Source organism: Spirillospora sp. NPDC048823 (assembly GCF_043198445.1).
In the GTDB taxonomy this organism is placed as follows: Bacteria; Actinomycetota; Actinomycetes; order Streptosporangiales; family Streptosporangiaceae; genus Spirillospora.
In genome coordinates this window covers 577,924-591,352 of record NZ_JBICUT010000003.1, presented here as the reverse complement: position 1 = coordinate 591,352, position 13,429 = coordinate 577,924, and the positions used below count along the sequence as shown (strand labels likewise).

The window sequence follows — 13,429 nt, the reverse complement described above, 5'->3', positions numbered from 1 at the left end:
CGAGGATCTCTCGACGGACCCGGCGCGGGTTCTGTGGGAGATACGCGCCACGCGGGGTACCGGGTTCAAGAGCGCTCATCTGATTTCCTCTTTTTCACACGCCCGAATTGGCCGCCGGACCGTCGGGTCAGCGCCTGGACGGGATGCCGGGGACGCCGTCGACGACGCGCAGCGCCAATGCGGGGCACATCGCGACCGCCTTCTGCACGTCCTTTTCCATCCAGGAGGGAATGTCGGTGCCGAGCACCACCGGGAAGCCGTACCGGTCGAGCTGGATCAGCTCGGGGACGATGTAGGCGCACAGTCCGTGCCCGTCGCAGCGGCTCCAGTCGATCGCCACCCGGCCCTCCGAGCCGTCGGGCACCGGCAGCGGCAGGACCCCGTACGTCGACAGATCGCAGCCGCCGCCCCACCGGTGGGCGTCGATGTCGGCGGCGAACGCCTCCATCGCCGAAAGGACGAACCTGGCGGTCCCGTCCGGGTGGGTGCAGGCGCCCCGGCCCCGGCCGATGCCGGCGGCGCGGCGGACGTCCTCCACCGTTCCCGCCCCCTCGGTGAGGGAGTTGAGGGACCGCACGACGTCGGGGAGCCCGAGCCGGCACGGCCCGCACTGCCCGGCCGACTGCGCGGCCAGGTAGGAGGCGATCCGGGTGACCTCGCCGAGCGGGCAGGTGCCCTGGCTGAGCGGCAGGATGATCCCGGCGCCCACCGTCCCGCCGACCCGGCGCATCCCCGCGCGTGACAGCACGGCCCGCGGCACCGCGGCGGGGCCGAGCCACATCCCGTGGTAGCCGCCGACGAGCACGCCCGGCGACGGGGGCACCTGGCAGTGGTCGAGCACGGCCTGGAGCGGCGTGCCGAGCGGCGCCTCCACGACCTGGGTACCGCCGACGGTGAGCAGCGTGGTGCCCGGCTCGTCGTCCGTCCCGGCCGACGCGTACAGGTCGGGGCCGAGGGAGACGAGCACGGCGAGCTGCGCGAACGTCTCGGTGTTGGACAGCAGCGTCGGGTAGCCATCGACGCCGGAGTCGGACGCGCGGACCTTGACGCCCGGAGGGATCGGCGTCTCCCCGTTGATCGCGCGGACCACCGCGCCGCTCTCCCCGGAGATGAACCGCTCGGTCAGCCGGACGACCCGCGCGGGCATCCGCCGTTCGCTGATCGCGGCGCGGACCGAGCGGGCGGCCTCGTCGTCCTCGACGGCCACGACGATCCGCTGGGTGCCGAGCGCGGACGCGGCGATCTGGGCGCCGTCGAGGACGAGGTGCGGCGCCCGTTCGAGCAGGACCTTGTCCTTGGAACTGCCGGGCTCCCCCTCGGCGCCGTTCACCACGATGACGACGTCCTCGCTGGAGCCGCGTTCGTTGCCGCTCTCGCCGGGCAGCAGCGCGGTCTGGTCGGCCGTCGGGTAGTTGACCCGCGCCGCCACGGCCATCAGCTTGCGGGCGAACGGGAAGCCGGCGCCGCCGCGCCCCCGCAGATCGACCTGCTCGCACATGCGGACGATGTCGTCCAGGTCCGGCGCGCGGAGCCTGCCGTGCACGGCCAGGTGCCTGTCGAGGTCCAGCCGGTCGAACCTGTCGAATCCGAGCGTGAGCCGCGGACCGCCGATGCCGGAGACGGTGACGGTCGATGTCATCGGTAGACCTCGGTGTCGTTTCCGCCGCCGTACACGGGCATGCCGCGCGGGTCCTGGACGGTGCCGCGCGGGTCGTCGAAGCCGTCCATGGGATCGGCCTCCCTCGCGCGGGCCGCCGCGGCGGCGCGGGCCTCCTCGTGCTCCATCGCCGCCATCGCGCGCCGGTCGCGGCGGCGTCCGGCGCCGTCCGGCCTGGAGAACGGATCGATCTCGTCGTCGGCGCGGTTCAGCTCCCGTGGTTTGACCACCACGATCAGGCGGGTCGTCAGGGCGAGCACGACCAGCACCACGCTCATCACGTAGGAGAGCACGACCCAGTTCGCCGCGGCCCGGCCGGTGATCAGGCCGTGCACGATCGCGAACGGCCACGCGACGTAGGCGAGGGCGTGGACCGACCGCCACACCCACGCCTTGCCCCGGAACGCGAACCGCGACCGCAGCATCCCGGTGACGACGATGACGAGCATCAGGTCGAACGCGACCGTGCCGAGGCCGACCGCCCCGCCCGTCGGCACGACGACGTTGACGGGCAGGGCGAGGCCGGCCATCACCTTCACCGACACGTGCGCGAACAGCATCGCCACCGAGATGATCGCGGACGCGCGGTGCAGGGCCTGCGCGAGCACCCGGTGCCGGATCTTCAGGATCAGGCGATCGGTGGCCAGCAGCCCGCTCATCACCGCGGTGGTCAGCGCCACGAGGGCGAAGACGCCGGCGAAGAAGTTGAGGAAGTACTGCACGTTCGCGACCGCGACGGCGCCCTGCGGGGTCGCCGCGCCGACGAGCACGAGCACCGCGCCGGCGAGCACGAGGCGCAGCGCCCAGGTGGGGACCATGGGATCATCACTGTTGCGAATTCGCACCGCTCGGACTCCTCTTCTGGGTTGCGCCCTCCGCCGGGGCGGGGGGCGTTCCGGCGCCGTCCTCCGGCGAGGCGCCTGGGGACGGCGGCGACGACGGAGGGTCGTCCCCCGCGGGGACCGCGCCGAGGTTGGCCAGCAGCCCGCCGGGAAGCACCTGGAGAACACCGCGTTCGGCGAAGCCGAGGAGGGGGTTGGCCCGCTCCTGGAACGTCCAGCCGCCGATCTGCGCGCCGTCGAGGGGGATCGGCCCGCCGCCGCGGCGCAGCCCGAACCCGACCTCGGCGCGCGGCGAGGCCGCCCCGCCGCAGGGCCGTTCGGTACCGGTGCGGCCGAGCGGGGCGCCCTGCTCGACGACGCTGCCGTCGCGTACCGCCGACGCGCCGCGGAGCCGGTAGTAGGTGGTGGCCACACCGCTCCCGTGGACGAGCATGACCATCGCACCGCCGCCCGAGTCGGCGCAGAAGCGGTAGAGGCGGCCGTCGCCGGCCGCGAGGACCCGCCCGTCGCCGCCGGAGAACGCCAGCGAACCCAGCGGCCGCGGCGAGCCGTTTGAGGTCGTCATCGACCAGACCTCGCCGGTCTTCCACGGCAGCATCAGCGCGTCGCCGGCCCGCGAGCCGTTGACGAGCGCGGTGGCCTGCGCGGCGGTGAGGGCGCCGTACCGGCGCAGGGCACGCACCTCCGCCGCCGGCATGACCTTCGCCGGGGCGGCGCCGAGCAGCGCGTTGAACTCCGTCCCGCCCGAGAGCGCGACCTGCCACTCCTCACCCGTCCAGCGGGCCGCGTAGAACGCCACTTCGGGGGTCGCGGTGCTGCCGGTGGGGACGGGGAGCGCGGTGGTGCCGAACACCCAGCTCTTGTCGGCGCTCGTCCTGGTCGCGTCCACGATCGGCCGGCCCGCCGGCGCCGCGCCGTAGGCCTGCCGGGCGGCCGCGCCGCGCTCGTCGATGGTCAGCTCGCGCACCTGCGCGGCGAGGATCCCGAGGTTCGGGGCGGACGGCGCCGCGGGCGCCCCGCTCTGCCCGGGCTGCTGCGGCCGGCCGGGCTGCTGCGGCTGTGCGGGGTCGCCGCCGGGCTTGGGCGGCGTGATCGCGCGCTGTGAGCCGGCCGGGCCGGACGCCCCGCCGATGGGCCCGCCTTCCAGCAGCGCCCGCTCGGCGATGCCGAGCAGGGACAGGCCGACGGCGGTGGACAGCACGATCGCGCCGATGCTCATCCGGTCGGTGGGGCGCCGCCCGCGCCGCGGCTTCGCCTTCGGCCCCGGCCGCGGTGTCGCCGGGCGCCGGGACGGCGGACGGGCCGGCTGACGCGACCGGGTGGCCCGCTGCGGGGGACGTTCCGCTGCGCGCCGCTGGGAGCGTGACCGCTCCGCGGGCCGTGCCCGTCCGCCGCGCGGCTGGAACTCCCGCGACCGGTCCCGGCCCGCCGCGAGCCCTTCCGTCCGCGCGTCGAACCCTTCCGTCCGCGCGTCGAGCGTCTCGGACCGGGCGTCGAACCGGCGGGTGCGCGCATCGGACCGGCCGTCCCGTGGATCGGGCTGCCGGCCCCGGGCATCGGACCGGCCGTCCCGCGCATCGAACTCGCGGGTTCGCGCATCCGGTGGATCATTGCGGGGGCCGAACTGGCGGGTCCGCGCATCCGGCGGGTCGTTGCGAGGGCCGAACTGGTTCGCCCGGGCATCGGACCGGCCGTTCCGTGCGTCGAACTGCCGGGTCCGCGCATCGGACCGGTCGTCCCGCGGACGGTCGTCCCGGTCCTTGGGAGGCCTGTTCCGCGCGCCGAACTGGTCATCCGTGCGCTTGCGGGACCGCTTGGCGCGGGCCTCGTGCCGCTTCATCTCGCGCCGGCTCGGCCCGCGGCGCGACGATCGCCGTCCGCGCTCGGTGCCGTCCGGCTGCTCGGACCACCAGGACCCTTCGGGCCACTGCGGCCGCGGCTGCGGCTCGTCGGACCATGTCCCCCGACGGGGCTCAGGTCTCGACGAGGGACGCGCGGGCGTCTCGGCCCACGGTGAAGCATGCGTGTTGTTCCGGGACGCATGCCCGATATCGCGTCGCGCCATGCCCTCTCCTGTGGAGGAGACGGAGGGCTCGGCGAACGCCGGTCGGCTCCGGACCGCCCGGCTCATCACCCGGCGGCCTTCCCGCTGAGACATCGGAGATCGCGGTGCGGGAGCCCGCTCGCTCCCACCGCGTTCCCCGAACGGATTCTTGACGAACCCGCTCGATCACTCCGGGAGCATACGCCCCATGAGTCACTCGTTGCGCGCTGGTGCCAAGAAATCCGTACAGACCCTATCCCGCGGCCCTTCTGCTCTCCACTGGAGTACGCGGGGACACCGCGGAGTGTTCACGATGAGGCTCACCTTTTCCGGAAGTCCGCCGCGAACGCACGGCGGCCGCGGAGCACCGGTCAGCGGACGGCCTTCAGGAAGCGGGCGGCGAGCGGCGCCGCGACCTCCGGCCCCGAGCCCCCTGCCTCGACGAAGACCGAGAAGGCGAGATCGTCGCGGTATCCGATGAACCAGGCGTGCGACCGCCCGCCGCCGAACTCGGCCGTGCCCGTCTTGCCCGCCGTCCCGGCCGGCAGGCCGGCGCCCGCGGCGGTGCCGCCGGTGACCACGGCCCGCATCAGCGTGCCGAGCGCGGAGGTCCCGGGCACCCGGCGGGGTTCCGGCACCGCTCCCCCGCCCTCGCGGATCAGCTTCGGCGCCAGCAGCCGCGGCGCCCGCCACGAGCCGTCCGCCACGGCGGCGGCGGCCGACGCCATCAGCAGCGGGCTCGCCTGGACGCGGCCCTGCCCGATCCCGGCCTCGGCCAGTTCCGCGCCGCCGCGCGGGTCCGGGAAGCCGCCCTGGGCGGCGTCCACACCCGGCGTGATCCGCACGCCGAACCCGAAGCGCCGGGCGCTCGCCGCCAGCTTCGCCGCACCGAGCCGCTCGACCGCGAGCCGCGCGAACGTGGTGTTGCAGGACGCGGCGAACGCGGCCCGCAGCGACGTCGGGCCGAGCGCGTGGTCCTCGTCGTTGTGGATCGTGCGCTGCGCGGTGACCACCGAGGCGGGGCAGTCGACACCGGTCCCGGGGCCCGCCCCGTCCGCGATCAGCGCGCCCGCGACCACCACCTTGAACGTCGAGCCGGGCGGGTAGAGGGAGGCGAACGCGCCGAGCCCGCCGAGCCCGTCGGCCACCGCGAGCACCTCCCCGCTGGACGGGCGGACGGCGATGACCGCGGCCCGGCCGGGCGCGGACGCGGCCGCCTTCACCGCCGCCGCCTGTACGCGCCGGTCCAGCGTCGTGCGGATCTTCTCGCCCTTCTCCACCCCGAACAGCTTCACGCGCTGCGGTGGTCCGCCGTCGTCGCGCAGCTCGATCGCCCATCCGGTCTGCTCGTCCTCCTTGCCGAGCCGGTCGGTGATCCCGGCGAGGTAGGGCGCGAGCGGGCCGTCCTCGGGCAGCGCCTCGCCGTCCCGCGCGACCAGCGTGACGGCGGGGACCCGCACCTGCCGCAGCGCCCACCGCCCGCTGCCCTTCAAGCCCGGGTACAGCGTGGCGGGCGACCACAGCACGCGCCACCGTCCGTCCACCTGCCCGAGCCGCAGTTCCGACGTGAACGACCACCTCCCGTGCCCGGCGACCGACCTGCTGACGGTGAAGCCGGCCCGCGCGGCGGCTCGCCCGGTGCGAACGACGGGGCGCGGCTCCAACGCGATGCGGTCGACCAGGAGGCCGCGGGACAGCGCGCGGTGCTGCGAGGCGAAGTCGGCGGGCGGGTCGGCGACGAACTCGCGCATCTCGTCCAGGTCCCCGTGGCTCCAGGCCGCGAAGTACCCGGCCGCGACCTCCCGGGGATCGCCGCCCCGTCCGTTCCCCAGTGCCCAGCCGACCGTGAGCCCTGCCACCAGGACGGCCGCCAGCACCCCCGCCAGCACCACAAGGCCCTTGGACCGCACCCGTCCTCCTCGACCCCGCCCAGAGATGATCATCCCAATGTCGGATAGTGCCGTACATGCTTAAGAACAGGTACTTTCTGGCCGAATGTGGTGATGGGCTTAGCGACGACTGATCCACCCCTTAAGCGCGCTTTAACGGGGATGCCGCGACGGCCGAGGGTGCCTACCTTCGTGAACGTCCATGACCGCGGACACATGCGGCAGGAGGTGCCCCCGGATGAGTCGATCACCGCGACAGGGATCAGCCCAGGGGGGCGCCCACCCCTCCTGCACGTCCGCGGCCGGGCACCGTCACGGGGCCGGGCCCCGCGGTGCCGGATGCCGGGGCCGTGCCCCGCACTCCCGTCCACGCGAACTCGATCCGGCCCCGCGGGCCGGCCCGCACGGCGCGCCCGTCTCCAGGTCCTCCCCCACGAGGGCGCCGGGCCGGTCACGCCGGATCACCACCCACCCCATCTCGGCAGGGGCGTTCGCGTGGAACCGGTCTCCGGAGGCGAGGCACGGCCCCGACCGGCCACCGGTCCGCGCGTCACCGGCCGCCGCGTCACCGGTCAGCGCGTCCAGGGGAGGCGGACGGCCTCCAGACCCGGATCGGTCAGGACGGCGTCGACGAGCGCGGTGGGCCCGACGACCTTCGTCCCCCACAGATCCCAGTCGCAGTAGACGACCCAGGACCGGTCCTCCGCCCACAGATCGGACGGGCAGCTGGACATCTCCGGATGGTCGTACAGGGCGGCCGCGTCGCCCAGCCGTCCCGCGAAGACCGTCTCGTCGTCCCAGTCGGCCGTGACGAGCGGGCAGTAGTACGCCAGGCAGCGGGTATCCGAGCCGGACGGGCTGTGCCGCAGCAGCAGCCCGATCAGCCGGAACCAGCTCTCCCGGTCGAGACAGCCCTCCGCGGGCGGCTGGATGGCCGCCGACCAGCTCCCGGCCGGATGCCCCTGCCGCAGGCAGCGGTTGCCGGGCAGCTCCCCCTCCGGGACGGCATGCTCGCCGAACCCGCGCGCGAGCTCCTTCCAGCGCAGCCTCCGCCACCCCGCGCCCGGATCGCCGCTGCGGCCGAGGCCGGTGCCGGTGACGATCGCGCCCTCCAGCAGGTCGCCCACATCGCCGGGCACGTCACCGGCCGTGTCGGCCAGGCCAGCCGCCGCCACGGACTGGTGGACATCGTCGTGGGTCGTGGTGACCAGCCCCTCCTCCCACGCGTACATCGCGTGCAGGAGCCAGACGGAGTCGGGACGGCGCGGCGGCTCGAACCCTGAATAGCAGTGGTCGGGATCCAGATCGTGCAGCCACCGGGCGGCCTCCCCGGGAACGCGGGCCCATGCGTCCTCGATGTCCATATCCGCATCCTGCCATCTCAGGACGCGAGCAGGCCGCCGAGGCGAGCGGCCTGGATCTCCCAGCGCCACTCGCGCTCCACCCAGGCGCGGCCCTTCTCGCCCATTGCGCGGGCGCGGCCGGGGTCCGTGAGAAGCCCGGTGAGCGCCTCGGCGAGGCGGGCGACCGAACGGCCGGGCACGACGACCCCGGTCTCGCCGTCCAGCACGGCGTCGGGCGCGCCGCCGGAGTCGCCCGCCACCACCGGCAGCCCGGTCGCCGACGCCTCCAGGTAGACGATGCCGAGCCCCTCCACGTCCAGGCCGCGGCGGCGGGTCCGGCACGGCATCGCGAACACGTCCCCCGCGTCGTAGTGGGCGGGCAGTTCCTCCCACGGGACGCCGCCGGTGAACACGACCGACCCGCCCACCCCGAGCGACGCGGCAAGGCGTTCCAGATCGTCCCGGTACGGCCCGCCGCCGACGAGCAGCAGCACGGCGTCCGGTACCGAGCGCAGGACGTGCCGCCAGGCGTGGATGAGGGCGTCCTGCCCCTTGCGCGGCACCAGCCGGGAGACGCAGACGACCACGGGACGGCCGGCCAGGCGATGCCGCGCCCGGATCTCCTCGCCGCCGGCGCCCGCGCGGAACACCTTCTCATCGACGCCGGGAGCGAGCCGCGCCATCCGGGCCCCGGCGTCCGGCGACAGCGCCCGCGCCATCCGGGACCGCGTGTACTCGCCCAGGTACGTCAGCACGTCCACGTCGTCCCCGATGCGCCCGAGAAGGGCCCGCGCGACCGGCAGCGACGCCCAGCCCGCCTCGTGCCCGTGGGTGATGCCGACGAGCCGCCCCGCGCCGCGCCGCCGCAGCGCCGGGGCCAGCAGCCCCAGCGGCGCCGCCGCGCCGAACACCACCGAGTCGCAGCCCTCCGCGCGCAGCACGTCCGCCGCCCGGCGCAGCACGCCCGGTTCCGGCAGCATCAGCGACCCCGGATGCCGGACCACCGGGAACGGCTGCGCCGCGTCGAACTCCGCGGCGCCCTTCCAGGCCGGGGCGTAGACGACCACCGAGCCCGGCGGGCGCCGCACCGCGAGGCCGTGCACGAACGCCTGGATGCCGCCCGGACGGGGTGGGAAGTCATTGGTGACGAACAGCGTCTTGGTCATCGCCGGCCAGCATACGGACCCGGTGGGAACGGCAGGGGCCCGGCACCGCCGTGACGGTGCCGGGCCCCTCCGAGGCCGGGATGACGGGTCAGTGCTTGACCTGCTCCGAGTCCTTGCCGCTCTCGATCGCCTCATGCTCGCCATGCCCGTGCTCCTCGACGGGAATGTCGTCGAAGGTCCACGCGCGGTTCAGCCGCGAACGCAGATGCCCGATCGGGCCCTTGGCGGCGGGGATGCCCTGGGCGTCCCGGTCGGGCGCCTCGGGCCTGGCGTTCTCCTTGGACAGCAGAACGGCCTTCTCCTCCTCGCGCGCCGGTTCGTGCCGCTCGGAGAACTTGCCTTCCGGCGACATGAGGATCACGCCGCTCTCCACGCCGTGCCCGACGATGCCGGCGTCCTTGCGCTGCAGGCCGAGGCAGATCCGCTTCGTGATGATGAACGCCAGGACCGGGCCGACGAAGAACGCGACGCGGAAGAACCAGGTCGTGGCGAACAGCGAGATGTGGAACCGCTCGGCGAGGATGTCGTTCGCGCCGCCGAGCCACAGCAGCCCGTAGAACGTCACCGCGGCCATGCCGGTCGCCGTGCGGATCGGGGCGTTGCGCGGCCGGTCGTTGACGTGGTGCTGCCGCTTGTCGCCGGTCACCCATGCCTCGACGAACGGCCACAGGGCCGCACCGGTCATGATGATGCCGAGCGGCACCAATGCGGGGATCAGCACGTTCAGGCTGACCGTGTGGCCCCAGGCGGTGATCTCCCAGCCGGGCATGATCCGCAGCGCGCCTTCGAGGAAGCCCATGTACCAGTCCGGCTGGGAGCCGGACGAGATGGCGCCGGGATCGTACGGGCCGTACAGCCAGACCGGGTTGATCTGCAGGAACGCGCCGAACAGCGCGCACACACCGAACGTGAACAGGAAGTAGGCGCCCGTCTTGGCCATGAACACCGGGTAGAACGGGTAGCCGTACACCTGCTTCTCGGACTGGTGCTTGACCGGCATCGCGGTGTGCTTCTGATGCCACATGATCATCATGTGCGCGGTGATCAGGCCGAGCAGCAGGCCCGGGATCAGCAGGATGTGCAGCATGTACAGCCGGGGGACGATGTCCTGGCCGGGGAACTCGCCGCCGAACAGGAACATGTAGATGTAGGTCCCGACGACGGGGATCGACTCCGCCACGCCCTGGGTGATCCGCAGGCCGGTGCCCGACAGCAGGTCGTCCGGCAGCGAGTAGCCGAACAGGCCCTCCAGGATGCCGAGGGTGAACATGCCGAGGCCGATGAGCCAGTTCAGCTCGCGCGGCTTACGGTAGGCGCCGGTGAAGAACACCCGCAGCATGTGCGCCAGGATCGACGCCATGAACAGGATCGCCGCCCAGTGGTGGATCTGCCGCATGAGCAGGCCGCCGCGGACGTCGAAGCTGATGTGCAGCGTCGAGGCGTACGCCTCGGACATCGTCACGCCCTGCAGGTTCGTGTACGAACCGTCATACACGACCTCCACCATGCTCGGCTTGAACCAGAGCGTGAGGAACGTACCGGTCAGCAGCAGGATGATGAAGGAGTACAGGGCGATCTCGCCCAGCATGAACGACCAGTGGTCCGGAAAGACCTTCTTGACGTTCCGCCTGAAGAAGGTGGTGGATCCGAGGCGTTCGTCGATGAAGCCGAGCGTGCCCTCGACGGCCTTCGGAGCCGTGGTGTCGCTCATCCGCGCTCCCAGAAGCTCGGTCCGACGGGCTCTTGATAGTCGCTCGTCGCGATGAGGTACCCGTCCTCCACGCCCAGCGGCAGCTGCGGCAGCGGCCGCGCCGCGGGACCGAAGACGACCTTCGCCGCGTCCGTGGCGTCGAACGTGGACTGGTGGCACGGGCACAGGATGTGGTGCGTGGTCTGCTCGTACAGGGCCGCGGGGCAGCCGACGTGCGTGCACACCTTCGAGTACGCCACGACCCCGTTGACGTGCCAGTTGGCGCGGCCCTCGGCCGGCTTGAACAGGGCCTCGGGGACGTTGATCAGGATCGTGACCGCCTTGGCGACCTCCGTCAGCACCCGGTCGTGGGGAACGTGCTCCTCAAGACCCTCGGGCAGGACGGTGATCATGCCGCCGGGCTCGGCGAAGTCGCTGACCCGCAGCGGCTTGTGGGTGCCGTCCACCACCAGGCGGACGCCCTTCTTGCCCTCGCCCTTCGCCCGCTCGACGGCGTCGGCCCAGTAGGTGCTGCGGAGCTTCTTCTCCGGCAGCGGGCCGAGGTCGCGCAACAGCACCAGCGGGGCCAGGCCGAGCGGCGCGGCGGCCAGCAGCAGCGTGCGGCGCAGCAGCGGCCGCTTGGTGATGCCGCTGTCGTCGGCGCCCTCGACGAAGTCCCTGGCGAAGGCGGCCCGGCTCTCCTCGTCGGAGGCCAGCTCGTGCCGTTCCTGGACGATCGGCTTGCTGGTCATCAGCCGCCGCACCCAGATGGTGACGCCGGCGGCCATCGCGAGGAAGGCCACCGCCATCGTCCCGCCGAGCCAGAAGTTGGACTCGCGGGCGTCCCAGACGCCGTGCATGCCGCCGTCGCGGCCGCTCCAGCCGATGAAGTACGCGATGAACGTCACGCTGGCGGCGAACGCGAGCAGGAAGAACGCCGCGACGATCCGCTCGGCCCGCTTGGCCGACGCCTCGTCGAGCTGATCCCCCACGCCCGCGGGCGCCGAGATGTCGTCCTCGGCGAGGAGGGCCTTCTCCCTCGCCGGGGACGGGGTGCCGACCACGCGTTCGCGCCGGCCGCCCTCCTCGCGCGGGTCCGTCGAGCCCGCGCTCTCGTTGTTGTCGTCGCTCATGACTTCTTCAGCTTCTTCGGCTTCTTCGCGGTGATCCACATGGCGGCCAGCACCAGCAGCCCGAGGCCGACCAGCCAGCCGGCCAGGCCCTCGCTCACCGGGCCGATGCGCCCGAGGCCGTTACCGCCCGGGTTCGGCTCGTTGCGCACGTCGACCAGGTAGGCGATGATCGCCCGCTTGTCCTCCGGCGTGAGCGTGGTGTCGTTGAAGACCGGCATCGCCTGCGGCCCGGTCAGCATGGCCTCGTACATCTGGGTGGGCGTGACGTCCCCCGTCAGCGGAGGGGCGTACTTGCCGCCGGTCAGCGCGCCGCCCTGACCGGTGAAGTTGTGGCACTGGGCGCAGTTGGTGCGGAACAGCTTGCCGCCGAGGGCGACGTCACCGCCCTCGGGGTCGACGGCCGAGGCCGGCGGAACCTCCGGGCCGCCGCCCAGCGACTGGATGTAGGCGCGCAGGTCGGCGACGTTCTTCTGTGCCTGGGCGACCTGCTCCTCGGCGTGCCGCCGCTTCTCCGGCTCCTCGTAGTCGGTCTTGATCGAGGTGTTGAAGGCGGGGATCGGCTCCTTGCGCGGCACCTGCGCGCCGGGGTTCATCGCGGGCATGCGGCCCGTGGTGACCTGGAAGTCGACGGAGGCGGCGCCCACGCCGATCAGGCTGGGCGCGATCGGGTTGCCGTCGGCGTCCTCGGTGCCCTGGGCGTTCAACCCGTGGCAGCTCGCGCAGTTCTTGTTGAACAGCGCCTGGCCGTTCGCCAGGTCCTGCGCGGCCTGGGCGCTGCTCTGCGCCTCGGCGTGGTCGGTCTTCGGCGAGAAGCCGGCGTAGATGACGCCGATCGCCGCCAGGGCCGCCAGCACGACGGCGTAGCCCGCCCACGGGCGCCGTCGCCATGCGGTGATCCTTTTCACGGAAATCCCCGTTCGGGTCATGTCTTCTGGTGGGTCAGGGTCGTCGGGCCGGTCAGACGTCGAGAAGGTAGACGACCGAGAACAGGCCGATCCACACCACGTCGACGAAATGCCAGTAGTAGGACACGACGATCGCGCTCGTCGCCTGCTCGTGCGTCCAGCGCTTCGCGGCGTAGGTCCGCCCGAGGATGAACAGGAAGGCGATGAGGCCGCCGATGACGTGCAGGCCGTGGAAGCCGGTCGACAGGTAGAAGACCGACCCGTAGGCCGAGGAAGAGAAGGTCAGCCCGTCGTGGGTGACCAGGTTGTAGTACTCGTACCCCTGGCCGGCCACGAAGTAGGCGCCCATGAGGAACGTGAGCACGTACCACTCACGCAGCCCCCAGCGCCGGAAGTTCAGCAGGCCGCCGTCGCGGCCCACCTTGCCGGCCTCCGCCTTGAACACCCCGATCTGGCACGTCACCGAGGACAGCACCAGGATCGTGGTGTTGAAGGCCGAAAGCGGCAGGTCCAGCGGGGCGCCCGGCCAGGCGTCCTGCCCGGACTGGCCGATCGTCACGGAGCGGATCGTGAAGAACATCGCGAACAGCGCCGCGAAGAACATCAGCTCGGACGACAGCCAAACGATCGTCCCCACGCTGACCAGATTGGGACGGTTCGCCCGTGCGTGAGGTGTTGTCTCTATCGCGGATGCTGTCACGGGCGACATTATTGCGCCCCCATCCCGTGAGTGACGCATGACCCCCCTTCTAGGGTTCCC

The 13,429-nt window shown here is 72.8% G+C and carries 10 protein-coding genes; all 10 read right to left on the bottom strand.

Features of this window, described 5'->3' with window-relative positions:
- Positions 1–127: 127 nt before the first annotated feature.
- The 10 genes from ACGFK0_RS10315 to ACGFK0_RS10270 all read right to left on the bottom strand — a co-directional run bounded on the left by ACGFK0_RS10315 (position 128) and on the right by ACGFK0_RS10270 (position 13,378).
- On the bottom strand, positions 128–1,639 hold the full coding sequence (locus ACGFK0_RS10315) for a ferredoxin (RefSeq protein ID WP_392902583.1): 1,512 nt from the start codon (positions 1,637–1,639) through the stop codon (positions 128–130).
- The gene (locus ACGFK0_RS10310; protein ID WP_392902582.1) at positions 1,636–2,502 is read right to left on the bottom strand and encodes a hypothetical protein; all 867 of its coding nucleotides are present in this window, start codon (positions 2,500–2,502) and stop codon (positions 1,636–1,638) included. Before ACGFK0_RS10310 ends, ACGFK0_RS10315 begins: the two co-directional genes overlap by 4 nt.
- Complete coding sequence (locus ACGFK0_RS10305) at positions 2,483–4,339, bottom strand: peptidoglycan DD-metalloendopeptidase family protein (protein WP_392902580.1); 1,857 nt, start codon at positions 4,337–4,339, stop codon at positions 2,483–2,485. The genes ACGFK0_RS10310 and ACGFK0_RS10305 overlap by 20 nt, the downstream gene beginning before the upstream one ends.
- A 575-nt stretch (positions 4,340–4,914) precedes the next feature.
- On the bottom strand, positions 4,915–6,453 hold the full coding sequence (locus ACGFK0_RS10300; RefSeq protein ID WP_392902577.1) for a penicillin-binding transpeptidase domain-containing protein: 1,539 nt from the start codon (positions 6,451–6,453) through the stop codon (positions 4,915–4,917).
- 551 nt (positions 6,454–7,004) lie between these two features.
- Positions 7,005–7,796, bottom strand: coding sequence for a hypothetical protein (locus tag ACGFK0_RS10295; RefSeq protein WP_392902574.1), 792 nt, complete (start codon positions 7,794–7,796; stop codon positions 7,005–7,007).
- Positions 7,797–7,813: 17 nt separating this feature from the next.
- The gene (locus ACGFK0_RS10290; RefSeq protein ID WP_392902572.1) at positions 7,814–8,941 is read right to left on the bottom strand and encodes a glycosyltransferase family 4 protein; all 1,128 of its coding nucleotides are present in this window, start codon (positions 8,939–8,941) and stop codon (positions 7,814–7,816) included.
- An 88-nt stretch (positions 8,942–9,029) separates the two neighbouring features.
- The gene (locus tag ACGFK0_RS10285) at positions 9,030–10,652 is read right to left on the bottom strand and encodes a cytochrome bc complex cytochrome b subunit (protein WP_392902570.1); all 1,623 of its coding nucleotides are present in this window, start codon (positions 10,650–10,652) and stop codon (positions 9,030–9,032) included.
- Positions 10,649–11,764, bottom strand: a complete 1,116-nt coding sequence (locus tag ACGFK0_RS10280) for a Rieske 2Fe-2S domain-containing protein (protein ID WP_392902567.1) — start codon at positions 11,762–11,764, stop codon at positions 10,649–10,651. The genes ACGFK0_RS10285 and ACGFK0_RS10280 overlap by 4 nt, the downstream gene beginning before the upstream one ends.
- Positions 11,761–12,669, bottom strand: coding sequence for a c-type cytochrome (locus ACGFK0_RS10275; protein ID WP_392902564.1), 909 nt, complete (start codon positions 12,667–12,669; stop codon positions 11,761–11,763). The genes ACGFK0_RS10280 and ACGFK0_RS10275 overlap by 4 nt, the downstream gene beginning before the upstream one ends.
- 52 nt (positions 12,670–12,721) lie before the next feature.
- A complete protein-coding gene (locus ACGFK0_RS10270) occupies positions 12,722–13,378 on the bottom strand; it encodes a heme-copper oxidase subunit III (protein ID WP_392902561.1) in 657 nt (218 codons plus the stop codon).
- Positions 13,379–13,429: the final 51 nt, after the last annotated feature.

Excerpts from the sequence above, each read along its gene's own strand:
- ACGFK0_RS10315 (WP_392902583.1), bottom strand. The coding sequence starts at position 1,639 with ATGACATCGACCGTCACCGTCTCCGGCATCGGCGGTCCGCGGCTCACG.
- ACGFK0_RS10305 (WP_392902580.1), bottom strand. The coding sequence starts at position 4,339 with ATGAAGCGGCACGAGGCCCGCGCCAAGCGGTCCCGCAAGCGCACGGAT.
- ACGFK0_RS10295 (WP_392902574.1), bottom strand. The coding sequence starts at position 7,796 with ATGGACATCGAGGACGCATGGGCCCGCGTTCCCGGGGAGGCCGCCCGG.
- ACGFK0_RS10290 (WP_392902572.1), bottom strand. The coding sequence starts at position 8,941 with ATGACCAAGACGCTGTTCGTCACCAATGACTTCCCACCCCGTCCGGGC.
- ACGFK0_RS10285 (WP_392902570.1), bottom strand. The coding sequence starts at position 10,652 with ATGAGCGACACCACGGCTCCGAAGGCCGTCGAGGGCACGCTCGGCTTC.
- ACGFK0_RS10280 (WP_392902567.1), bottom strand. The coding sequence starts at position 11,764 with ATGAGCGACGACAACAACGAGAGCGCGGGCTCGACGGACCCGCGCGAG.
- ACGFK0_RS10270 (WP_392902561.1), bottom strand. The coding sequence starts at position 13,378 with ATGTCGCCCGTGACAGCATCCGCGATAGAGACAACACCTCACGCACGG.